General features: G+C 56.3%; 25 protein-coding genes. 16 read left to right on the top strand and 9 right to left on the bottom strand.

Features of this window, described 5'->3' with window-relative positions:
* The first annotated feature begins 107 nt into the window (after window positions 1-107).
* From LEPTO7104_RS0112085 to LEPTO7104_RS0112050, 7 genes are all read left to right on the top strand, one after another.
* Entirely contained in the window at window positions 108-920 is an 813-nt protein-coding gene (locus tag LEPTO7104_RS0112085; protein ID WP_017298838.1) for a HesA/MoeB/ThiF family protein, read from the top strand.
* Window positions 917-1,186, top strand: a complete 270-nt coding sequence (locus LEPTO7104_RS0112080) for a hypothetical protein (protein ID WP_017298837.1) — start codon at window positions 917-919, stop codon at window positions 1,184-1,186. The genes LEPTO7104_RS0112085 and LEPTO7104_RS0112080 overlap by 4 nt, the downstream gene beginning before the upstream one ends.
* Before the next feature lie 149 nt (window positions 1,187-1,335).
* On the top strand, window positions 1,336-1,704 hold the full coding sequence (locus tag LEPTO7104_RS0112075; protein WP_017298836.1) for a HesB/IscA family protein: 369 nt from the start codon (window positions 1,336-1,338) through the stop codon (window positions 1,702-1,704).
* A 92-nt stretch (window positions 1,705-1,796) separates the two neighbouring features.
* On the top strand, window positions 1,797-2,096 hold the full coding sequence (locus tag LEPTO7104_RS0112070) for a 2Fe-2S iron-sulfur cluster-binding protein (RefSeq protein WP_017298835.1): 300 nt from the start codon (window positions 1,797-1,799) through the stop codon (window positions 2,094-2,096).
* Window positions 2,097-2,257: 161 nt separating this feature from the next.
* Complete coding sequence (gene fdxB / locus LEPTO7104_RS0112060) at window positions 2,258-2,554, top strand: ferredoxin III, nif-specific (RefSeq protein WP_017298833.1); 297 nt, start codon at window positions 2,258-2,260, stop codon at window positions 2,552-2,554.
* A 71-nt stretch (window positions 2,555-2,625) separates the two neighbouring features.
* Entirely contained in the window at window positions 2,626-3,156 is a 531-nt protein-coding gene (locus LEPTO7104_RS0112055; RefSeq protein ID WP_017298832.1) for a flavodoxin, read from the top strand.
* A gap of 127 nt (window positions 3,157-3,283) precedes the next feature.
* Window positions 3,284-3,934, top strand: a complete 651-nt coding sequence (locus LEPTO7104_RS0112050) for a class I SAM-dependent methyltransferase (protein ID WP_017298831.1) — start codon at window positions 3,284-3,286, stop codon at window positions 3,932-3,934.
* Here the strand turns inward: LEPTO7104_RS0112050 and LEPTO7104_RS0112045 are convergent.
* Window positions 3,931-4,140, bottom strand: coding sequence for a TOBE domain-containing protein (locus LEPTO7104_RS0112045; protein WP_017298830.1), 210 nt, complete (start codon window positions 4,138-4,140; stop codon window positions 3,931-3,933). The two genes, LEPTO7104_RS0112050 and LEPTO7104_RS0112045, sit on opposite strands and share 4 nt — an antisense overlap.
* Before the next feature lie 573 nt (window positions 4,141-4,713).
* Here LEPTO7104_RS0112045 and modA point away from each other — a divergent pair.
* Complete coding sequence (gene modA / locus LEPTO7104_RS0112040; protein WP_017298829.1) at window positions 4,714-5,520, top strand: molybdate ABC transporter substrate-binding protein; 807 nt, start codon at window positions 4,714-4,716, stop codon at window positions 5,518-5,520.
* A 121-nt stretch (window positions 5,521-5,641) separates the two neighbouring features.
* The gene (gene modB, locus LEPTO7104_RS0112035) at window positions 5,642-7,669 is read left to right on the top strand and encodes a molybdate ABC transporter permease subunit (RefSeq protein WP_017298828.1); all 2,028 of its coding nucleotides are present in this window, start codon (window positions 5,642-5,644) and stop codon (window positions 7,667-7,669) included.
* 69 nt (window positions 7,670-7,738) lie between these two features.
* Here the strand turns inward: modB and LEPTO7104_RS0112030 are convergent, their stop codons facing one another.
* Window positions 7,739-8,170, bottom strand: a complete 432-nt coding sequence (locus tag LEPTO7104_RS0112030) for a pentapeptide repeat-containing protein (RefSeq protein ID WP_026072626.1) — start codon at window positions 8,168-8,170, stop codon at window positions 7,739-7,741.
* 295 nt (window positions 8,171-8,465) lie between these two features.
* Between LEPTO7104_RS0112030 and LEPTO7104_RS0112025 the strand changes: the two genes are divergently transcribed.
* From LEPTO7104_RS0112025 to LEPTO7104_RS0112015, 3 genes are all read left to right on the top strand, one after another.
* Window positions 8,466-8,870, top strand: coding sequence for a GNAT family N-acetyltransferase (locus tag LEPTO7104_RS0112025; protein WP_017298826.1), 405 nt, complete (start codon window positions 8,466-8,468; stop codon window positions 8,868-8,870).
* Window positions 8,871-9,031: 161 nt separating this feature from the next.
* Entirely contained in the window at window positions 9,032-9,643 is a 612-nt protein-coding gene (locus LEPTO7104_RS0112020) for a toll/interleukin-1 receptor domain-containing protein (RefSeq protein ID WP_017298825.1), read from the top strand.
* A gap of 202 nt (window positions 9,644-9,845) precedes the next feature.
* On the top strand, window positions 9,846-10,856 hold the full coding sequence (locus tag LEPTO7104_RS0112015; RefSeq protein ID WP_155523609.1) for a hypothetical protein: 1,011 nt from the start codon (window positions 9,846-9,848) through the stop codon (window positions 10,854-10,856).
* Between the two features lie 30 nt (window positions 10,857-10,886).
* Here LEPTO7104_RS0112015 and LEPTO7104_RS40050 read toward each other — a convergent pair whose 3' ends face one another.
* The 4 genes from LEPTO7104_RS40050 to LEPTO7104_RS0111990 all read right to left on the bottom strand — a co-directional run bounded on the left by LEPTO7104_RS40050 (window position 10,887) and on the right by LEPTO7104_RS0111990 (window position 14,329).
* Window positions 10,887-11,093 (bottom strand): hypothetical protein, encoded by a 207-nt coding sequence (locus LEPTO7104_RS40050; RefSeq protein ID WP_196358105.1) that lies wholly within the window; start codon window positions 11,091-11,093, stop codon window positions 10,887-10,889.
* 649 nt (window positions 11,094-11,742) lie between these two features.
* On the bottom strand, window positions 11,743-12,711 hold the full coding sequence (locus LEPTO7104_RS0112000) for a pseudouridine synthase (RefSeq protein ID WP_017298821.1): 969 nt from the start codon (window positions 12,709-12,711) through the stop codon (window positions 11,743-11,745).
* A gap of 299 nt (window positions 12,712-13,010) precedes the next feature.
* Window positions 13,011-13,721 carry a J domain-containing protein gene (locus LEPTO7104_RS0111995; protein WP_017298820.1) on the bottom strand — a complete coding sequence of 237 codons (711 nt, stop codon included), beginning with the start codon at window positions 13,719-13,721 and terminating at the stop codon, window positions 13,011-13,013.
* A gap of 158 nt (window positions 13,722-13,879) precedes the next feature.
* On the bottom strand, window positions 13,880-14,329 hold the full coding sequence (locus LEPTO7104_RS0111990; protein ID WP_017298819.1) for a protein tyrosine phosphatase family protein: 450 nt from the start codon (window positions 14,327-14,329) through the stop codon (window positions 13,880-13,882).
* Window positions 14,330-14,389: 60 nt separating this feature from the next.
* Here LEPTO7104_RS0111990 and LEPTO7104_RS0111985 point away from each other — a divergent pair, with 60 nt between their 5' ends.
* From LEPTO7104_RS0111985 to LEPTO7104_RS0111970, 4 genes are all read left to right on the top strand, one after another.
* Window positions 14,390-14,971, top strand: a complete 582-nt coding sequence (locus LEPTO7104_RS0111985) for a thioredoxin family protein (RefSeq protein WP_017298818.1) — start codon at window positions 14,390-14,392, stop codon at window positions 14,969-14,971.
* A gap of 197 nt (window positions 14,972-15,168) precedes the next feature.
* Window positions 15,169-16,080 carry a phosphate/phosphite/phosphonate ABC transporter substrate-binding protein gene (locus LEPTO7104_RS0111980; protein ID WP_017298817.1) on the top strand — a complete coding sequence of 304 codons (912 nt, stop codon included), beginning with the start codon at window positions 15,169-15,171 and terminating at the stop codon, window positions 16,078-16,080.
* Window positions 16,081-16,144: 64 nt separating this feature from the next.
* On the top strand, window positions 16,145-16,306 hold the full coding sequence (locus LEPTO7104_RS40045) for a hypothetical protein (protein WP_017298816.1): 162 nt from the start codon (window positions 16,145-16,147) through the stop codon (window positions 16,304-16,306).
* A 96-nt stretch (window positions 16,307-16,402) separates the two neighbouring features.
* Complete coding sequence (locus LEPTO7104_RS0111970; protein ID WP_155523608.1) at window positions 16,403-18,439, top strand: DUF8082 domain-containing protein; 2,037 nt, start codon at window positions 16,403-16,405, stop codon at window positions 18,437-18,439.
* A gap of 123 nt (window positions 18,440-18,562) precedes the next feature.
* Here the strand turns inward: LEPTO7104_RS0111970 and LEPTO7104_RS0111965 are convergent, their stop codons facing one another.
* The 3 genes from LEPTO7104_RS0111965 to LEPTO7104_RS0111950 all read right to left on the bottom strand — a co-directional run bounded on the left by LEPTO7104_RS0111965 (window position 18,563) and on the right by LEPTO7104_RS0111950 (window position 21,742).
* A complete protein-coding gene (locus LEPTO7104_RS0111965; protein WP_017298814.1) occupies window positions 18,563-19,495 on the bottom strand; it encodes a c-type heme family protein in 933 nt (310 codons plus the stop codon).
* Between the two features lie 246 nt (window positions 19,496-19,741).
* Window positions 19,742-20,842 (bottom strand): hypothetical protein, encoded by a 1,101-nt coding sequence (locus LEPTO7104_RS0111955; RefSeq protein ID WP_017298812.1) that lies wholly within the window; start codon window positions 20,840-20,842, stop codon window positions 19,742-19,744.
* 162 nt (window positions 20,843-21,004) lie between these two features.
* A complete protein-coding gene (locus LEPTO7104_RS0111950; protein WP_017298811.1) occupies window positions 21,005-21,742 on the bottom strand; it encodes a Uma2 family endonuclease in 738 nt (245 codons plus the stop codon).
* Window positions 21,743-21,800 lie beyond the last annotated feature (58 nt).

Here is a 21,800-nt window from a genome sequence, read left to right as displayed (position 1 = left end):
ACCCGGCTTCGAAAATTGCTCTTTGCGCTAGACCAGCCCACCCCGCCCTGCGGGCACCCCTCCCAGGAGGGGATGCTGCCAACGCCCAACTATCTTGTGAGGATGCCGTGGCTCAGCTAACGCCCACCGAAATCGATCGCTACCGTCGCCAAATCATGCTGCCCGGTTTAGGTGAAACGGGTCAGCTCAAGCTCAAAAACACCACGGCCCTGGTCACCGGGGTGGGTGGGCTGGGGGGCACTGCCGCCCTGTATCTGGCCGTTGCTGGGGTCGGCAAACTGATCCTGGTGCGCGGCGGCAACCTCCAGCGAGATGACCTCAACCGCCAGGTGCTGATGACCGATGACTGGGTCGGTAAACCCAGGGTGTTCAAGGCCCAGGCAACCCTGCAAGCCCTCAACCCCGACATCGAGGTTGAAGCGGTGTGCGAATACGTCACCGCCGACAACATCGATGCCCTGGTGCAGCGGGCCGATATTGCCCTCGACTGCGCCTTTGACTTCAACGAGCGCGACCTGCTCAACGCCGCCTGCGTGCGCTGGGGCAAGCCCATGGTCGAGGCCGCCATGAACGGCATGGAAGCCTACCTCACCACCATCGTGCCGGGGCGCACCCCCTGCCTCAGCTGCATTTTCCCAGAAAAGCCCGATTGGGATCGCTGGGGTTTTGGGGTACTGGGGGCCGTCTCTGGCACCCTGGCCTGCCTGGCCGCCCTGGAGGCAATCAAGCTAATTACCGGATTGGGCGAGCCGCTATTGGGGCAGCTGCTGACCATGGATTTGGCCCAGGCCGAATTTGCCAAGCGCCGCCCCTACCACGACCCCCACTGTGCTGTATGTGGCTCCATCTCGCAGCACCCGCTGTCCGATCGCCTGATCGACCTCCCCTTTCCCACCGCCGAGCTCTGCGGTGCCCTATGACCTGGCTGGCCCTGACCTGGATAGCCCTGGCCTTTGCCCTCTGGCGCTATGGCCAACGCCACACCGATGACTTCAATCGTCTGTTTGGCTTCACGCTGGCCCTAGTTTGCGTTCTGGCCGGTCTGGTGGCCGCCCCTATGGCCCTGAAAATGGTCGTTCTCACGGCGCTGATCGTTTATCCAAGTTGCCTGCCGAGCGATCGCGTCCTCAAACCCAGCTGCCCCAAGTTTTGTTTGCTGCGCCACCAGTGCCGAAACCCTCCCTGAAGGCGAAATGCTCCCCGGTGGGTTACGGCCAACGCCTGATGGATTTGACAACTACCTGATTTAACTCTGGCCTAACCCACCCTACAGCCTCTCTCCCATCTCCCCCATCCACCCATCCACCCATCCACCCCCTACCCCCCCTAACCACCATGACCGTCACCCTCACCGAACTCGCTGAACTCCGCCTCCGCACCTTCCTCCGCAGCACCCCCGACTACACCCCCGAGCGGGGCGTACGCCTGGCCGTTAAAGACGGCGGCTGCAACGGCTACGAGTACGACATTAAAATCGCCAACGCTCCCCAGCCCGATGACGAAATTGTCGAGTCTGGCAGCCTGAGAGTCTTTATTGACCCCAAAAGCGCCCCCCTGCTCAACGGCATTGTGGTGGACTACATCGACAGCCTGCTGGAAAGCGGCTTCAAGTTCACCAACCCCAACGCCACCGACACCTGCGGCTGCGGTAAGTCATTCCAGGCCGCAGGAGACTGTACGCCATCAGGGGTGCCCTGCACATAAAGAGCCCCCCGCTCCCACGCCCCCCCGCTCCCACGCCCCCCCGCTCCCACGCACTCCCTGCCCAAAACCCTTCCCCACCAAGGAGACCCCCCATGACCACCTTCCAAGTCCGCCTGATCAACAAAAAGCGCAACCTCGACGTCACCATTCCCGTGGATGACGACACCTACATCATCGATGCCGCCGAAGAAAACGATATTGAACTGCCCTTTTCCTGCCGATCTGGGGCCTGCTCTAGCTGCGTCGGCAAGCTAGTCGAAGGGGAAATTGATCAAAGCGATCAGTCCTTTTTAGATGACGACCAGATCGCTAAGGGTTTTATTGTGCTGTGTTCCACCTACCCCCGCTCCGACTGCACCATCAAAACCCACATGGAAGCCTACCTGGTCTAGGGGGCGATGGGCGCGGCAAAATCTGTGGGCTGGGCAAAGTGCAAGCTTCGCTCCAGCAAAGCTTTCTGGCCGCTGGGCCTCTGCATTTCACCCAGCCTACGACCCCGCTTGTGCCCTCTTTTTTACTCTTTTATGCCTGCCTGCGCAAAAGGACTAACTCTATGGCTTTTCTAACTGGCCTTACCCTGGGCGGCGACCCCTGGACGCCCCAATTTCTCAAAACTATTAACTGGGCCACCTGCCTGGGCTGTGGCCGCTGCTTTAAGGCTTGCGGTCGAGGCGTTATGGCGCTCATTGCCCTCAACGACGAGGGCGCCATTGTTGATGAAGACGACGATGACGACGAAGTCGAACGCAAGGTGATGGCCATCGTCAAAGCCGAGAACTGCATCGGCTGCCAGGCCTGCGATCGCGTCTGCCCCAAGGCGTGCCACACCTACGAGCCCGCCCTTGCCTGACGGCGAACCCGGGCGCGACTGACATTCTTCATGCATTCACCTCTCCCTTTTCCTATGCAAGGAGCCTACCCATGACTAAAATCGGACTCTTCTACGGCAGCACATCCGGCACCACTGAAGAACTTGCCGAGAAAATTCAGCGGGCTATCGGTGCAGATGTCTGCGATTTGTACAACATGGAAGACGACTTTGATGATGCTGAAGACCTGCTGAAATACGACTACCTGATCCTGGGATGCTCTACCTGGGGAGCTGGGGAAGTGCAAAATTCCTGGCGCGAACCCCTCTTTGATATGGAAGTAGAAAAGCCCGACTTTTCTGGCAAAACCATTGCGATTTTTGGCCCCGGTGACTGCGAAGGACACAGCAAGCACTTTGTAGGCGCCCTGGGGATTTTGCACGACCAGTTTAAGGCGCTGGGGGCCAAGGTCGTGGGAGCCGTTTCTGCCGCAGACTATTCTTTTGAAAAGTCTACCTCTATTCGAGACGGCAAATTTGTAGGACTGCCCCTGGATGAGGTGAACGAGAGCGACAAAACCGATCGGCGTATTGCCGACTGGCTAGAGCTTTTGAAGGCCGATTTCCCGGCGCTAACGGCCTAGGTCATGATGCTGTAGCCGCATAGCGGCGTCGCTGTAGGGGCATAGCTTAACGGTGTCTCTACGCAATTGTTCAACGCGAGGGCGACCTCGTAACCTAATCATGTGTGATTTTTTGAAGCGTTGGCCTATGCATTTTTCGCCCTCAACTGCTGCCGATGGGTGCTCTTTTCAGCGTCGATGGTCTGACTATTATAGGGCCGTAGAAGGCCGACCTCCCCGCGAAACGTTGCTCAATGCGCTCGATCGCTTCGAGGCAGAATCATCCCAGGAAAAGGGGCCGCTGGCGATTAGAAATGCCGTTGACCTGGGCTGCGGTGACGGGCGCGACACCGTTGAGCTCCTTCGCCGCAACTGGCGCGTGCTGGTCATTGATGGAGAGCCTGAGGCGATCGCGCGGCTGCGCCAGCGGCAAGACATCAACCGCCGCTATCTGGAAACGCGGGTGCAGGCCTTTGAAAATATTGTTTTGCCGCCAGACGTTGACCTGATCAACGCCAGCTTTAGCCTGCCCTTTTGCCTTCCCAACCACTTTGCTGACCTGTGGGAAGAAATTACTGTGGCGCTAAAGCCCGGCGGTCGGTTTTGCGGGCATTTGTTTGGCGATCGCGATTCCTGGGCTGCCTATACCGATGTCACCCACCACACCCGTCAGCAGGTTGAGGCCCTTCTTCATCCCTTTGAAGTTGAGCTTTTGGATGAAGAAGAGCATCCGGGCAGAACCGCCCTGGGAGAAGAAAAACACTGGCACTTGTTCAATATTGTGGCCCGCAGGCGCTAGTCTACCGCCATCAATACATCGGAGGCTTTGATGACGGCATAGGCTTCACTTCCCACGGCCAGGCCCAGCTGCTCTGCAGAGGCCTTGGTAATAATTGAAGTAATACTTAACCCAGCAGCTACCTCAATGACAATTTCTGCATTGACGGCCCCCATCGTGACCGATTTAACGGTGCCTTTTAAGGTATTTCTTGCGCTAATTTTCATGCAAAACTCCAGTTTTAGATTTGGTTTTAGTTTTAAATGAGTTGGGCATTTGGTTGCTCTAATTCAATGCCATGAAACTGATTCGCTTCAGGCTATTGAACAATAATAGTATATACCTGGCAGAGGCGAAATCTGAAGATGATTCACGAATTTGATTTTGAATTTCTTATGCTTACCAAGCCGCCATTAGTTCTGTGCGTAAAAAACCTTTTCTGCCCGTTAATTGTTTCAATTAATACAGCTTTTTCGATTCTGGTCTGGTCCAATAACTGTAGAGAGTGTGAATGCTTATAAACGCCCATTTCTCTAGGCTAAAAAGTTTTTGTCGGCGAATCTGCTCTAATGCCTGGCTGGAGGGTGTAAATCCCCGGACTTAGCTAGATTGGGCTTTCGCCAAATATCCTATTAGATAGCCGCAGGCAACCAGGGGGTGACTAACGTCACGGTGAAGCCGAAGGAAAACCCCGGCGTTGGCAAACCGCTCTGCGCTTCCCCGGATTATCTTTGCATTGGCCGCCCCGACTAGAATGCCATCTCCTTTTTGCTCAATTTATCTCCCTTGGGTTTAGCACCATGAAACGCCGCCGCTTCTTAATTCCTTTCCTCAGCGGGCTGATCGCCTGTTTTCTGACCATTAGCTGTGCTGGAGCACCCTTAAATTCCAGGCCGAGTTCCGACCAGACCGTTACCCTTACCCTGTCCGCCGCCGCCAGTTTGCAGGATGTGCTGGAGGCGATCGCCCCCCAGTTCCGCGAGGCCCATCCCAATATTGCCGTGGACTACAACTTTGGCTCTTCTGGCACCCTACAGCAGCAGATTGAGCAGGGTGCCCCGGCGGACCTGTTCTTCTCCGCCGCCGCCAAGCAGATGGATGCCCTGGCCGACAAGGGGTTAATTGTGCCTGACTCGCGGCGAAACTTGGTGACCAACAGCCTGGTGCTGATTGCCCCCAAAGCTTCAACCTTAGACATTACCGACATCGCCCAGCTCAAGGATGCCGCCGTTACCCACTTTGCCGTGGGTGAGTTTCGCAGTGTGCCCGCCGGGCAGTACGCCGAGCAAGTGCTCACCAAACTGGACCTGCTGGAAACCCTGCGGCCCAAGTTCGTCTTCGGCAGCAACGTCCGCAGCGTGCTGAGCGCCGTCGAAAGCGGCAGCGCCGAACTGGGCATGGTCTACGCCACCGACGCCGCCCTGTCCGATCGCGTCAAGGTGCTGACCACTGTCCCCGCTGGCTCTCACCAGCCAATTGTGTATCCCATTGCGGTGGTAAAGGCCAGCCCCCATCCAGAGGCGGCCCAAACCCTGATTGACTTTCTGGCCGGAGATGAGGCCCAAAAGACCTTTGCAGAGTTCGGCTTTGGCCAGGCGCAGTCTTAGTTAGCTCTAGAGTGAAGGCGGTAGACGCGGCGTCGGGGGGATGCGGCGACGTGCGAGACAGACTTCAGACCCATCTTTTGCCCTCTTCCCCCACCTCTGCTCCACCATCAATACCCATGCCATGCTCGATCTCTCCCCGCTCTGGATCTCCCTGCGCATTGCCGTCATTGCCACCTTGCTCACCGTTGGCCTGGGCCTGGCCGCCGCCGAGTTTATGCACCACTATCGGGGGCGCTGGCAATCGCTGCTAGACGGGTGCTTCCTGGCCCCCCTGGTGCTGCCGCCCACGGTGCTGGGGTTTTTGCTGCTGCTGCTGGTGGGCAAACATGGCCCCATTGGTGCCCTGCTGGAGGCCGCCGGGGGCAGCGTTGTCTTCACCTGGTACGCCGCCGTTCTCACCGCCACGGTTGTTGCCTTTCCGCTGATGTACAAAACCGTGCTGGGGTCGCTGGAGCAAATAGACGACAACCTGCAAGCTGCGGCCCGCACCCTGGGCGCCTCTGAACTGCGGCTGTTCTGGCGTATTACCCTACCCCTGGCCCTGCCGGGCGTGCTGGCCGGCACCACCCTTGCCTTTGCCCGCGCCCTGGGCGAATTTGGTGCCACCTTGATGCTGGCCGGCAATATTCCCGGCAAAACCCAGACCATTCCCATGGCCATCTACTTTGCCGTCGAGGCCGGAGCCTTTTGGGAAGCCGCCGCCTGGACCGGCGTTATTCTGGCGATTACTTTAGGGGGGCTGGTCTGGTTAAACCGCTGGCAGCGAGGGCGACAGAGCAACAGAGACAGAAAATCCAGCCAGACGCGCAGCCAGAACGCCAGCCAGGCCAAGCACACTGGTACCGCCGCCCGCCAAAGAACCTTCCCCACTCCCCCATTTTCCCCATCTCCTCCATCTCCCCTGCCCACCTCCCCCCACCTCTCAGTCACCCTCACCAAACGCCTGCCTGGCTTCACCCTCGACGTATCTTTTTGCAGCGATCGCCAGCCCCTGGGCCTGCTCGGGGCCTCCGGGGCGGGCAAGAGCCTGATTTTGCGGTGCATTGCGGGCACAGAAATGCCCGACACCGGGCGGATTGTGCTGAACGGGCGCGTGCTGTTTGACTCAGAAACGGGAGTTAACTTGCCCTGCCGCGATCGCAGCGTCGGCGTTCTGTTCCAAAACTATGCCCTGTTCCCCCACCTCACGGTGGCCGAAAATATTGCCTTTGGCCTGCCCCCCAACCTTTCGGCCCAGCGGCAGCGGCAGATTGTTGAGGCCCAGCTAGGGGCCGTGCAGCTTGAAGGGTTAGAGCATCGCTACCCCAGCCAGCTTTCCGGTGGCCAGCAGCAGCGGGTGGCCATGGCGCGGGTGCTGGCCAGCCAGCCCGAGGTGCTGCTGCTGGATGAGCCGTTCTCGGCCCTCGATACCCACCTGCGCTACCTCATCGAGCGAGACCTGCGGCTGTGGCTGGAGCAATATCCCGGCGTCACCCTCCTGGTGACCCACAATATCGAAGAAGCCTATCGGGTTTGCAGCCATCTTCTGGTCATGGATCAGGGACGCATCAGCACCTGCGACACCAAGCATCGGGTGCTGGAATATCCCCAAACCGTCAGTGCCGCTAAACTCACTGGCTGTAAAAATATTTCACGGGCAGTAGCCGTCAATGCATCTACCATCCATGCCCTGGATTGGGGTTGCACCCTGCAGGTGAGCGATCCTATTCCCCCTGCCCTGACCCATATCGGCATGCGCGCGCACCAGTTTGGCTTTTTAGAAGCCCTTGGCCGCGAAGACACCTTCATCCCTTCAGCCCCAAACCAGCCGCAAGGTCGCCCAAAAGCCAATCACCCCAGTTCGCTGGATCGCAGACATGAGCTGTCGCCAGACCACAGCGCCATCCCCCTATCTCCGGGTGCTCTCATGGCTGAATCGCCCTCTGCCTGCGGCACAGCCCTGCCGAACACATTTCCCTGCTGGCTAGCCATGACCAGCGAAACCCCTCACCGCATGACTCTATTCCTCAAGCTGCACAATCCCCCCGGCCACCCGGGCGACTACGAGGTGCAGGTAGAAGTTTTTAAGGACAAGTGGACTGTTCTAAAGACTATGCCTCTGCCCTGGTCGGTCGTGCTACCGCCAGAGCGGCTAATGCTGCTGGCTTAGGGCTGTTGGCTTGGGAGAGATCAATCCTAAAAGGCCTGAAAGGAAACCAGTCGCAGCTATAGCCCCAGGCTAATCTCCACCAATGCTGATGGGAGTGCCGACAATTTCGGCTCCGGTTAGATCAGCGTTCAGTAGCGATGCCCCGGTGACGTCGGCAAAGTAGACGCGGGCGTCGGTCAGGTTGGCCCAGTCGAGGGTGGCATCTTGCAGCAGCGCATTGGTCAAAAAAGCGCGGCTGAGGTTGGCCCCGGTGAGGTCGGCGCGGCTGAGGTCGGCCCCCTCTAAATTGGCCTCTGCAAGGTTGGTGCCCTGCAAATTGGAGTCGCGCAGGTCGGCCCCAATCAGGTGGGCCTGAGCCAGGTCTGCGCCAGAGAGATCGCAGCCCTGGCAGAGATTAGTTTCTAGCAGCTGCTGCACATGGGCCGGGTTTTCGGCCTGGACAGGCATAGTAAAAATTAAAGGAATAGCAACTGCCGCTCCAGCGAGCAAAGTGCGTTTCATGGAGGTATCCTCCGGTATAGATGATCAGTGCCAGGACAATGCTCAAAAGTGGGCCGCAGAGAGCCATTGCCCCTGAGCCGTTGCTGGCGGTAGTAGCCAATTGCCCCCAAATCTCGCGTGCTTCACCAGCTAAGTGACGGGGCTGCAATGTAGCTATGCATAAACTGTATCGATAGCCCTGACCCTTGCCATCGGCAGTAAGATAGGTCTTTTGCTCGGCTATACCCCGATCGTAGCCTTTTGATTTAGCCTTTGGGTCAGGATAACCGTACTGTTAAAGAAACGATATCTACCTATGCTTACCCTTATTCATCAGCTCACCCCAACTCAGGTGGAGCAGCTTCACCAGATGTACTTGCAGGAGTGGTGGAGCAAAGAACGTGCCCTGGACGATGTGCCCACTCTGCTGAGCAACAGCGACCTGCTCTTTGGCCTGTGGAATGACGAGGCGCAGCGGCTAGCGGCCTTTTGCCGGGTGCTGACGGATTGGGTGTACCGGGCGATCGTGTTCGATGTGATTGTGGCGGCAGACTATCGCGGCCAGGGACTAGGCGCCAAACTCATTGAGCACATCACCACCCATCCTCAGCTTGCTGAGGTGGAGTGCATTCAGCTTTTTTGCACACCCGAAATGCAGCCTTTCTACGAAAAGTACGGCTTTACCCAGTCCAATCAACTGCTGATGGTGCGATCGCGCTGAAGAAAAGCCAGAACCACTGTAACTTTTTGACTAAAGATCAAAAAATCCTGACCTGAGCAACCTTTGCTTAGGTTACGTGTTACTTTAACGTTAACCCGTGTTTTCCCTGAGATCTTGGAATAAGTAGAACGAACCAATGATCTTTCTATAGGCTAGTCCCTATGGGTACCATTTTTCTGTCTTATGCGCTCAAAGACGGTCAAGCCGCTGCCGCCCGCCTGAAAACAGAGCTAGAACAAGCAGGATTTCAGATTTGGCGCGACATTGAAGCCATGGAAGGTGGCAAGGTTTTAAAGACACAGCTTCGAGCAGCGCTGCGCGCCGTAGACGCAGTGGTAGTTTTACTAACTCCTGCTGCCGTGGTGTCTGAATATGTGGAATGGGAATGGGAGACTGCTCTAACACTCGAAAAGCTTATAATTCCTCTGCTAATTTCACCCTGTGAAGTTCCAGCAGAACTCAAGCAGTTGCACTACAGGAATTTGACTACAGAGCAAGATTACGTTATGGGTATCATCTCTCTCATTCGGGATTTGAACTCAGTTCTAGCTAATGATGGAAGCAATCGGGAACCCTTTGAGAATCCTCAGCAAAACAAAGAAAATAGTGATCGAAGTATTTCAGTCGGCGGCAATTCAGAAAGAAGCATTTTGATCTCGGGGGATGGCAACATAGCGGGATCAAGTAACAACGTAACTTATCAATTTGGAAAAAATAATACCAAGATTGATAAAGCCAAAAATATTCGTATTGGTGATAACTATAATGACTGACTGCCTAGCTGTTGCGGCGCACAAAATCCTGCCAGAGCTTAATTTGTTTTCATTGACAACCAACCTGTCTGCGAAAATTTGATTACAGGTAATCAAAAATAAGGATTAGGATAATCCTCAAGTTCCCTGCTTAAAAGCAAAATGATAATAGAAGTTCGGCGTTGACTATATCCGTACTTCTGTAATGCTTCAGTGGTGCAGCATGAAAAGTTCAGAATCCTATGATGACTCCAATTATTTAGATAGTAGTTTAGATGAGGAGACTATTCAGAAGCTTAGATGTGATTTGATTGAAAACCCTCATAACGCAGCTATCCAGCTTGGAAAATATGGCGTTACCGTAGGACAGGCTTCCGAAATCCATATCGGGGATATTATCAACCATAATTTAGACCAAAATTCTATTGACATGCTGGTGTCTGCAATTAAGAGTGCCAATGATTTATCAGGTGGTGCGATATTCAGGCATCTAGAGAGGCGACCACTAGAAATCCTAAAGGTGGATTCCGAACAAATCAAGCAAGTTAATTCTGACTTAAGACTAATAGAAAATTTCGACAAAAAAGGATATTTGAGCACCACCCAGCAGAATGCATTTACAATATTAAAACAGGAAATCCATTCTTTAAATGATTTCAACTACAGATTAGATAAGCTTCACTCCGCTGCAAAAAGTCTTTTAGAAGAGGGCAAAGAAAATCTAGTCAAGAAGATTGAAAGCCTTAGGATTGAGAGCGAAAAATTGCTAAATCCTAGCGCTATAGAGAAGCTTGTTCAGGAAAGAAGATGCAAGCAAAGCGAGTTAAAAATTCTTGAAGATTTCATTCAAGACCTCGAAGAGTCAGCCGGAATTGCCGTTTGGATTGACAGAACTCGAAAGGCTTTAGCAAAGCGCTTTGGCCGCGAGGCGTTGAAGGCTTTCCCAGACATTGAAAGCAGCACAAATCCTGAGAAGGTTAGTTATTTTTGCTTTTCCATATATCAGTTTTTAGAGCAAATTTCTCATTGCCTGAAATGGGGAAGGCATGATATATTGGATTCTCCTGAAATTCCTTTGGTTTTTGATCACCGAGTTTATGCGGCAGCATTTTCCTTAATCAAGGATGCTATTGATAGAGATATGTCTGGACGTTTTGATGCCGCTAGCAGAAAACTCGCAAGTGATTGCATTGATTATTTGATTTCTCAGCTGCCTTTCTATGAGCAAGAATAGTACGATCATTCTTGCTCATAGAAAGGTAAGCTAAAACTCGTTGGAATTAAATCTTCTGCGTTCTTCTGCCTGCAGTTCCTTTAATGCACGCTCAGCTTCGCTAGCAGCCTTACAGTACTGCATCAATATTTGTAGTATATCCTCATTATTGCATCCTTGCCTTTTGAGCTCTCTAGCCTTGTCAAGACAATCATCAAAGGACATGGTATCGGCTCCAAAACTAACTGCCGATTCCATATACACAATAAAAATAATAAATCAGGACACTTTTATAGCCTTATCGACTATCTTTATTGAATCTTTAACCAGACTATTTAAAACTCTCGGTTCGCTCGTTTTGAAACGACTTTTCAGATTATGGTGGAATATGGTTGTTAGCCCTTAATCAAGGGTATTGCTAAACGCACACCTTGTGGATCTTTAATCACCTAATTGAGGTAACTGGCAAACATACCTTTGGGCTATACATATAGTGTTTGGTTAACTCATGGAACACTAAGAAAAAATAAGCGAACCGTGAGTCACTAGCTAACTTCTTAGAAGATCAAGCATTTCTGTAAGACGCTCGCTCGCTAGCTTGCTTGTCTCGTAAAGTAGCTTCAGCATCCTCGGCTCGTCGATCGTATGACTCTTTTGCCTTAGTAACCGAAGAATCGGTACTACAGCCGCGGCCCTGATTATCCTCTGAAGCATCTTTAAATCTTGTATAGGGGGTCATAATGCACTTTTCCTTGTGATAGGAGATGAAGTAAAGGGAAATATGGCGACACACCCTATAGTTCAATTGAACTATAAAATAATGGTACATTTGAACCTATTCTTTGGCAAGGCCCTGGCTAAGTACGATTACAGATTCAAGGCATCCAATGAAGATCTAAGTGTTGACTCAAGCCTGGTGGAATGTGGAATAGAGATGTTGCAAAATCTTTGGAGGCTCACTAATTAACTCCATAGCCTTCTGAGTCCTGGGATGCTCTAGGTTCAATTGGTAAGCATGGAGATGGTAGCCAACATCCCCTGGCACTGGAATCTTTCCATTTGGGGAAGCTTCCAGTGCTAGGGGCACTCCACCAACCCCATAGAGCGGGTCGCCCAAGAGGGGAAATCCGGCAGCGGCCAGGTGGATGCGAATTTGGTGGGGGCGCCCGGTGCGAATGGTGACTTCCAGAAGGGTAGAGGTTGGGGTGCGGTGCAGCACCTTGCCATCGCTGTAGGCGGGCAGGCCGGTTGGGCTGGCGGCGTACACATACCCCAGGACGGGATGATTGACCTTGCCGATCGCCGTTGTCAGCGTAAAGGTATCCGGCAAATTGCTGGGGCCAATTAGGGCGCGGTAGGTCTTGCGAATCGGGTGGGGAGCTTGAGGATCGCAGGCCGCCGCAGTAGATTCGCGCAGCTGGCGACTGAGCACCGATCGCGCCAGGGGCGACCTGCCCAGCACCATCACCCCCGAGGTGCCCCGCCCCAGCCGATGCACAGGGATGGGGGTATTCTCGGGGTACTTTAGCTTTAGCTGGTGCAGCAGCGTGTGAGTGAGAAAGTTGCCGCCGGGGAGCACGGGCAGGCCAGCGGGCTTGGCGATCGCCACCAGATCCTCATCCTCGTACAGCACCTTAAACCCCAGCGGCGCCTCGGGCTCTTGCCACGGTGGCCTATGATAGGCCAAAGTTTGCCCCGCCTGAAGGCGATCGTCCGGAGCTACAGGATGGCCATCCTGGCAAATTTGGCCCGAGAGAATGCGATCGCGCCATTCTGCCTGCGTCGAGTGACAATAGCGATCGCTATAGAAGTCGAGCACCGAGAGACCAGTGTCGGCTTTGTTAATGCGATCGGTGTAAACCCACCCTTGATTCATAACAGACCCCAAATATGGTGCATCGCTGCGCGGATGCACCCTACAGGTTGATGGCTCAGACCCATTACGGTTACCAGCAGGCCAATGCGCAAAACAGAGGTTTAAACTGGCCCATCGATACATCCTTTCCGCTGGGTCCAGGGCGGCGGCACGGCCCTGGTCGAGGGGGTCTGGGGACAATCGAAATGTCCCCAGCGGTAGGCTTGGCTTTAGCCAACAACCCATGTCCAACATAGGGTAGCGGAGCGTCGCAAAAACCTATGAGGGCAAACAACTGTTTGCCCCTACGATGGCGTACTCTACACCAACCGCTTTACTCGCTCCTTTGCCTCGGCCCGAATCTGCTTCACCCGCCGAAACAGCTCTTCCCCGGTGTGAATGTAGCTCTCCTCATAGCTCATGGTGAAGCGCTCCAGCTCATCTAGCCCATCCTCCAGCAGCCCCAGGCAGTGGTAAACATCCGCCGCTACCCCCGCCGTGCTGGCCGGGTTCGCCATCGAATTAAACTTGCCCTGGGCCTGCCCCAGCCAGGTGCGCCCCTGCTCTAGATAGGCCATAAACCCCTCCATCAGCTCATCGTCGAAGGGGTCGGCAGACAGCTTGCGAATCTCCGCCCTCAGGGGCGACATAATTTTGCCCAACAGCCTGTCTACCGGGCCGTACACCAGCTTGAGCCAGGCATCTTCTCGGGCTTCAGAAGACTGCGTGGCCTCCCGCGCGTAGCGGTATACCTGCTGGGCTTCGGCGGTGCGCTTGGCCCGGTTGGTGGCGCTCTCCACCGGGTCAGCCGCTACAAAGCCCTGGCGCTGCTGGTCGTACACCGTGCGCCGCGACGGGTCGCCAATCACTTCGTAGGCGGTGTTAATGCGGGCAATGCGATCGTGCGACGCCTGGGTGCTCTGGCTATCGGGGTGAAACTGCTTGGCCAGACGACGATAGGCCCGCTTGATCTCCGCCTGGGTCGCCGTCTCGTGAATTTCGAGGGTTTGGTAATGAGTCTCTGATGGCATAGAGACATTTTAAGGGAGGGGAGGGGATGTGGGGAGTGGGGAAGGTGGGGAGATGGGGGAGGTGGGGAGATGGGGAGGTGGGGAGGGTGGGGGAGATGGGGAGGTGGGAGTGATGGGGTGGGGAGTGATGGGGTGGGGGGTGATGGGGTGGGGGTGGGTTAGCTTAGGGATTGATCGATGAAGGCTTGCCAGGTGGGGTTGGGCTGCCAGATGCGGTGCAGGTCAACCTCGGCTACGGAGGGATCTATCCCCAGGCGCAGGATTTGGTAGAGGTAGACAAACGCCGAAACGCGCATGTTGAGAGCGCAGTGGACCAGGGTTTTGAGATCGCGATTGCGGTCCATCACCTTAAAAAATATTTCCAAGTCCACCGGGGTCGGCGCTTCCCACACCACCGGAATGTGAAAGTGGGTCATGCCCAGGCTTTTGACTAGCTCTGCCTCGTTGGCGATCGCGTTGTCTGAGGTAGACAGGGCCAGGTTGATCACCACCGTATAGCCCGCCTGGGCCACGGCCTCAAACTGCTCTGCGGTAGGCTGCCCCGCTGTGCCCAGGGTCGGCGACAGGGGCAGATAGTTTTTAATGGCGTTGAGTGCGGCGGCGGTCATGGCCAGATCCCCCAGTTCGATTCAGTACGATAAAGAAAACTCACCCTGGAGACTCAACCCATGGTTATGGTGGAATCTACCATGCTGCCCCTGGGCACCGCAGCCCCCGCCTTTGAGCTAACCGACGTGGTCAGCGGCGATACCATTACCCTCGGCACCTTTGCCGATGCCCCGGCCCTGCTGGTGATGTTTATCTGCCGCCACTGCCCCTTTGTTAAACATGTCGAGCAGGAGCTGGCCCGCCTTGGCCAGGACTACGGTGCCAAGGGCGTGGGCATTGTCGCCATCAGCGCCAACAGCCTGCAAACCCATCCCCAGGATGGGCCAGAACACCTCAAAGCCCAGGCCAAAACCGTCGGTTTCACGTTTCCCTACTGCTTTGACGAAAGCCAGGCGGTCGCCAAGGCCTACACCGCCGCCTGCACCCCCGATTTCTTTGTGTTTGACCAGGCCAAAACTCTGGCCTACCGGGGCCAGCTCGACGACAGCCGCCCCAGCAACGGCGTGCCCGTGACCGGCAAAGACCTGCGAGCCGCCCTCGATGCCGTGCTGGCCGCCAAAGCCATGCCCGGCGACCAAAAACCCAGCATTGGCTGCAATATCAAGTGGACGCCGGGCAACGAACCTGCCTACTTCGGCTAGAGGCTATGGCTGTGGTTGCAGGGTTCCCTGCCCCATTTCTCCTGGCCGCAAAACATCCCAAAAAACGTCCCAGAAAACGTCCCAAAAACGTCACAGAATACGAAGAAGATCCAATTTATGAGGCCCGTCGATCTAAGCTGCAAACACTTGATCAGACTTCCTCAGGGGCAACCCCGAGCAACTATTTTGTGGAGACCATGGGGCAACTGCGTCGGTTTTGCAACCTGTGTCTGGCCAGCCTGGTGGCGGTGCTGCTGTTGCAGGCGGTAGGCTGCGGCACAGCTAAGGTGTCCGATCAGCCAATGCGCCTCACCGTAGGGCTGGTGAGCTATGACGACGGGGCCAGCTCTTTAGAAAAATACCAGCGTTTTCAAACCTATTTGGCAGAGCAGCTCCACGCTGTGGTGGAGCTGGAGCCTGTTTTCAACGAGATTCGTGCCGTTGAGGAAATTCGGGCGGATAACTGGTCGCTGGTGTTTGCTCCCTCGGGGTTGGCGGCCATTGCCATTGCTGAAGCCAACTATCTGCCCATTTTTCCTACCCTGGGTCCGCCCAAGCAAAAGTCTGTGCTGGTCGTGCGCGACGATAGCTCCTTTCAAGGGCTGGGGGATCTGGCCAATCAGACCATTGCCCTGGGCGAGGCAGGGTCGGCTACGGGCTATTATCTTCCCCTCTACGATCTCTACGGCCTGACCCTGGCGAAAATTGAGTTTGCCTCTACCCCGGCGACCATGCTGGTCTGGATTGCCGATGGCCGGGTGGCGGCGGGGGCTATGTCAGAGGATGACTTTCAGCAGCAGCGCAAGGCCTTTGAGGAGGGCGAGTTTAGAGTCTTGCATGCCAGCCGGGCCATTCCTCCGGGGGCCGTTTTGATCAGCCCCAATGTCGATCGCAATCAGCAGCAGTACATTGAGCAGGCTATGCAGAGCGCGCCCTCTAACATCACTGCCGATGCGGGCTATGTGCCCAATGCATCGCCGCCCGATCTGACCCAGCTCATTGCCCTGGTCGAAAAAGTGCGGCCCCTGGAGTCGCGAGTCAAAGAGCAGCCTGCGGTGCTAACTCTGGAGTCTGGTGCCCCTGGGGCGCCCGCTGCCAAGGGCAATTGATTAGCTTAGCTAAAGCCTTGACAAAGAACGGTGGGAGAGTGAGCTGTCAAGCCGCTAGCGGCTGATGCGTAGGATAGAATCAAATTTAGGGCTGGTTGCTGCTGGCGCGATCGCAGGCGTGGTTACAGATGCGCTAGCGCTGGTCCAGCGAATATCAGACCCCAGGGGTGCCCACGCCTACGCCATCGACCATCAGGACTGCTTTCAGGAAATCACCGCCCCATAGGTGAAGCTAATAGATGAATCCAACCGCGCGCTAACGGAGAAGTTCTGCCTCCGTCAGCGACCTGAACGTCCTTAGAACTCCCTGGAGCTGACTAGTGTGAACCATGGACATCGCACCCTAGCCGCGATTATGTTAACCGATGCGGTCGGCTTCAGCGCCCGCATGTCGGTGCATGAGGAGTTGACCCTCTCTCAGCTTCAGCGGGATCAGGAGCTGATGGAAAAGCTCTGCGAGCAGTTTGAGGGCAAGGTGCTGAAATCGACTGGCGATGGCCTGTTGATGTACTTTGCCAGCGCTGTGCAGGCCGTGAGCTGCGGCCTGGAAATTCAAAAAGAACTGTCCCGCCTCAACGCCAACGCCGAGGGGGAGCCAGCGCTACTGCACCGCATTGGCATTCACCTGGGGGATGTCTTTTTTAGCCAGTCCGACGTGATGGGAAATGGGGTCAACATTGCCGCTCGTCTGCAAACCGAGGCGCACCCCAGCGGTCTCTGCATTTCTAAAATTGTTTACGACGTCGTCAAGTCACGGCTCGATCTAGATGTCACCTACGCCGGACCGCTTCAGCTCAAAAACATTCAGGATCTGGTGCCGGCCTACCATGTCCACGCGCTGCCGCAGGTGGCCAACGGGGCTAGCGCTGCACCTCCTGCGGCTGAAACTGCCCCTGAGCCTGCCGGAGATGTAGCTGGCGATCGCAGGGTCATAGCGCCGGGCAGCAAAATTGGGGGCCGCTACGTTGTGCAGCGGGTGTTGGGCCAGGGCGGCTTTGGCCGGTCGTATCTGGTCGAAGACTCCCAGCGGTTTGGCGAAGCCTGCGTGCTGAAGGAGTTTTTTCCCACCAAAAAATCGGGCCATAACCTGCAAAAGGCGCTGGACCTCTTTAAGCGAGAGGCCAAAACCCTGTACCAGCTCGACCATCCCCAGGTGCCTAAGTTTTTGGCCTGCTTTACCCAAAAAAATCGCCTGTTCATTGTGCAGGAATACATTGACGGCGTGCCTTACTCCCAGCTGATTAAGCAGCGCCGCCAGCAAAGTAGCCAGTTTTCTGAGGCGGAGGTGATCCAGTGGCTGATGCAGATGCTGCGAGTGCTGGAGTATCTGCACAGCTTGAATATTGTGCACCGCGATATTTCGCCGGACAATATCATGTACTGCCGCGATCGCAACCTGCCCGTGCTGATCGATTTTGGCCTGGTCAGCGACGCCATCAGCACCCTGCTATCCGATGAAATGGCCCCCGCCGACGATGGTCAACCGGCCACCATGGTGGGCAAGTTTGGCTACTCGCCGCCGGAGCAAATTCACCTGGGCCAGTGTTTTCCGTGCAGCGATCTCTACGCCCTGGGGGTAACGGCGATCGTGCTGCTGACGGGCCGCTATCCGAGAGCTTTAATCGACCAGGACTCGCTGGAGTGGCGCTGGCAATCCTACGTCAGCCTCAGCCCCACCCTGGAAGCCATTCTCACCCAGCTGGTGCAGCAAAAGCCAAAGGCCCGCTTTCAGTCGGCCGCCGAGGTTGTGCAGCGCCTGGCTCCCCTGGCCGCCGCCGTGGCGCCCAGCTCTCCCATCATGGTGGCACCGGCTTGGACGCAGGCCGTGCATCGCGCCGAGGTTCCCACCGCTGCCGACCCGAGCATCGCGGCCTCAGAACTGCACCACTCCGCATTTATAGAGACCTGCCGCCACGAGCTGGCCCGCTGCATTGGCCCCATGGCCAGCGTCATTGTCGAAGAAATGATCGACCAATATCCCCAGGCCACCCCGGAGGAGTTCGTCGATATTTTGGCCAGCCAGCTGTCGAATGGGCGGCAGGCCACGGACTTTATCAGCCGCATTCAGGTGGCTGTAGACGATCATTCCGTCGGCCCCGAAGCGGCCTCCCAGGGCTTGGCCGAGCCATCGGGCCAGCTGTCTGAGCAGCACTCTTCCACGGGCGATCGCCCCAGCGCGGACTTTATCAGCCGCTGTCGGCAGACCCTGACCCGCTGCATTGGCCCCATGGCCAGGTATCTAGTCGACGATACCCTGGCCGATTTTCCCCATCTTTCCGCTCAGGAACTCGTCACCCGTCTGGCCGCCGAAATCCCCGACCGCAAAAAGGCCGAGGATTTTCGCCACCAGATGCAGTAAGGGCCAGTCGGGTTTGCCCCCTGGGCGGCCCGCTCGGCACAATGCCCTTCAGAACCCCTACGAACGTTCAAACGTTTGAACGTTCCTGGGAGACAGGTCTTAACCAGACTGGGCACAGCTATATTATTTGGAAAAATCATCGGAATTGCGCCGCCCTTCGCGGTAGCGATCGAGGCGCTGCATGGCCATCTGCAAACTCAGCTGCATGCGGTTAAAGGCTTCGGCCAGCTTGCCCACTTCGTCCTTAGACTTGACGATAAACTCTGCACCGGGGTCTCCCATGCTGGCGGCTTCGGCGGCCAGGGCCATGCGGTTGAGCGGGCGCACCACGTAGCGCTTGAGCCAAAGATTGACCAGCACGATCGCCACCGAAAACGCAATCACAAAAATGCCGAGAATGAGCAAAAGAGACTGGCGGGCGCTTTTTAGAACCTTTTCGGCGGGCACAGAAATCACCTGAGCGCCAACAATGTCATCGAGATTCCAGCCAAATCCGTTGTTAGTGCCGTAGCGCTCGATCATGCTGGCCGGGGCGGCGGCGGGGGTGCTGTGGCACTCCAGACAGCTGGGCTTGCTAATTTTAATCGGGCGGGCAATGTAGTACAGGTCCCCCGCTGGGGTCGAGCGAAACCCACTGATTTCCTGGGTGGTGCCCTGCTGGTTGAAGTTCTCAACCAGCTGAGCCTCAAAGCCATCGGCCTTATCTCTCAGGTTGGTGGGGTTGAGGGTGGCTTCTTTGTAGAAAAAGTCGGCGTAGATGGGGTTGGCGCGAAAGGTTTCAAACACCTCGCGGGCGGAATAGGCCGGGATTGTTTCGGGCAAAAACTCGGTGCTGAGGCGATCGGCAAGCTCCGGTTTTACCTGGTTACTCGTGTAATCGCGCACGGAGTTCATGGTTTCCATCAGCATCAGTGCTTTGGTGGTCAGCTGGGCCTGGGCGTTTTGGTTTAAAACTGAGGATAGGGCGATGCTGCTGGCAACAATGCCGCCCAAAAACACAAGCAGCAGCAGCAGCGTAAATTTTTGGCCCAGTTGCAGGTCGGCGAGCTTCAGCATGGGGTGGGGTTCGCGGTTAGTTTCGACATTAAATACACCTGCACCCGGCTTACTTCCGGAGACCCAACTGGGTTTGCAATGAAGCACAACATCCCTGACGCGCTCAGCCCCGATCTCCAGAAGCAGATGGTGATGATTTTAAGGTGAAAATGGCTACCCCTACGGACCGCAGTAACAGTTCATCACCGTTGCCTAAACGGTTGGAATAGTGGAAGGATGCCGCTCTTGCTGTGGCTGTGTTGGCCGCTACTTGAGCTGGGCTAGCTTTTGATTGGCCGAGGTGAGCATGGCGCTGGCTTTGGGGTAGCTGGTGGTATTGGGCTGTACTTTTTCCAAATCGTTGATGATGTCCTGCATGAGGCTGGCGATCTGGTTGCGCTCCATGCCTTCCAGGTTTTGGGCCAGCATCCGAGTGCTTTTTTCGGTGGCGTTATCCAGGGCTCTGGCGGAGGCTTCTTCCTTGGCGACATTTTCCTGAACAATGCCAAGGTTGGCCTGATACTGGGCCAGCAGAATTTGAGCCTCGCTGTAGCCGGGGTCTTGAACGGGGATGTCGTTGAGGCGCGCGATCGCGGTTTCCCACAGCTCTGCCGCCCGCGCCCAGGTATCGGCGGGGTGGGGTGGATTTTGCCCGGCGATCGCGGCCTGGTAGGCAAAGGCTTTGGCGGCATCGACCAGGGTGTTGGAGCGATCGCCCCCGGCAACACTGCCTGTCACCTGCTGGTAGTCGCGCTGGTAGGCTTCGAGCTTGGTGGCCGACTGCCGTCCGGCCAGGGTTTCGGGCGGAATTTCGTTGAGCTTATCCATGCCCCGCTGCCAGGTGCTCAGGGCGGTGGCGCGATCGGTACCCGATTGGGCAGCTTGAAAGGCCTGCTCTGCTCCATCGACGGCCAGCGTGCCTTCTTCGAGCAAATGCTGGGCGTTGCGCTCCTGAAACACCACCGCTTCCATGCGGCCAATTTCAGATCGGGCGGCCTCAAACTCGTCTAGGGTGAACTGCCACCGGCAGCCGACAAACCCACAGTAGGCCGTGGGGTAATAGCCCAAAAACCATACGGGCAGACCGTCCAAATGCTCCTGGGCCTGATGGACTTTTTCTTCGCCCAGCTCAATGTCGCTGGCGGAGGTGGCCTGGTTCACCAGCTGGTCGGCCTGGGCCACCAGCGATACCGCCTGCCGATAGTCGTTGTCCATCTTGATGTAGCTGGGCAGCAGGATCAGGGGAGCCGTCTTGGCCACGGGCCAGCGAATCATGGGGTAGGGCAGGTTGAGCACCCAAACGGCACCCGCTAGCCCAGCCACGGTAACCAGTGCAGAACCAAAGCAACCAAAGGTACGAGCCACCATAGCGTTGTATCGCAATCAAATAAGGACGGTCTGGTTTAGGATGCCCAAGGTCGCTGCATGGGGTGCAGATCTGAGCTGGGCTGCCGCGCCGCCAAGTCCCTCACCGCGACGGGCTGGCTTTCCGGAAAGTCAGGTTAGTTTTCGCCAGAGGTAGGGAGAGATTTAGCTAAGCAGGGTGTCGGGGTCAATGCCGCGATTCCGGGACGGATCGCTTTGCGAATCGCGCAGCCTGGACTTCAACTCTTCCAACTCTCGTTCTGCCGCCGCCGCCCTTCGTTCTGCCGCCGCCGCCTGTTGTTCGGCCTGCTGCCTGCGCAGGGCCTCTTGCCTGAGGGCGATCGCCAGCTCATCGGGGATCAGCAGCTTCTCGCCTGTGTCCTGACGATAAAAGGCGATCAGTCCGCCGTCGATTTCCAAACGCAGGCCCAGCGGTTCGCTACAGCCGTCTGCAATTGGTGCGTAGACCTCATCTCGCAGGCGGTAGCCCTTGAGCTGCTCGGCGATCCATTCGCCCTTGGGGTCAAACAGCCAGTATTCCTGCACTCCCAGTCCTTCGTAGAGGGTCTTTTTCTCCACTTCGTCCTGCTGGCGGGTGCTGGCGGAAGTCATTTCAAAAATGACCGACGGCACCCGGCCCTCTTCCCAAATTTTGTAGTTGTCGCGCCCCCCAGGCTCCACCTCAAAAATCACCATTACATCAGGGGCTACCCGCAGCCTGGGGAACCCCTGGGCGTAGTACATGAACTGATTACCCAGCACTGTTGCTCGTCGTCCGGCGACATACTGCCGCAGTACCTCCAGCGTAATTAGCAGAGCGTAGAGGTGGGCGTAGGTTTCGGCCACGGGTTCACCGTCGGAGCTGGGGTAGGTAGTGGTGGCCTGGGGCCAGAGGGCGGTCATGGATGCCTCCGTGGACAAGCGCTTATCTGTAGGATAGCCCGCCGGGAAAACTCGAGCC

This window comes from Nodosilinea nodulosa PCC 7104, assembly GCF_000309385.1.
GTDB classification, from domain to species: Bacteria; Cyanobacteriota; Cyanobacteriia; order Phormidesmidales; family Phormidesmidaceae; genus Nodosilinea; species Nodosilinea nodulosa.
This window is presented reverse-complemented; position numbering and strand designations above follow the sequence as displayed.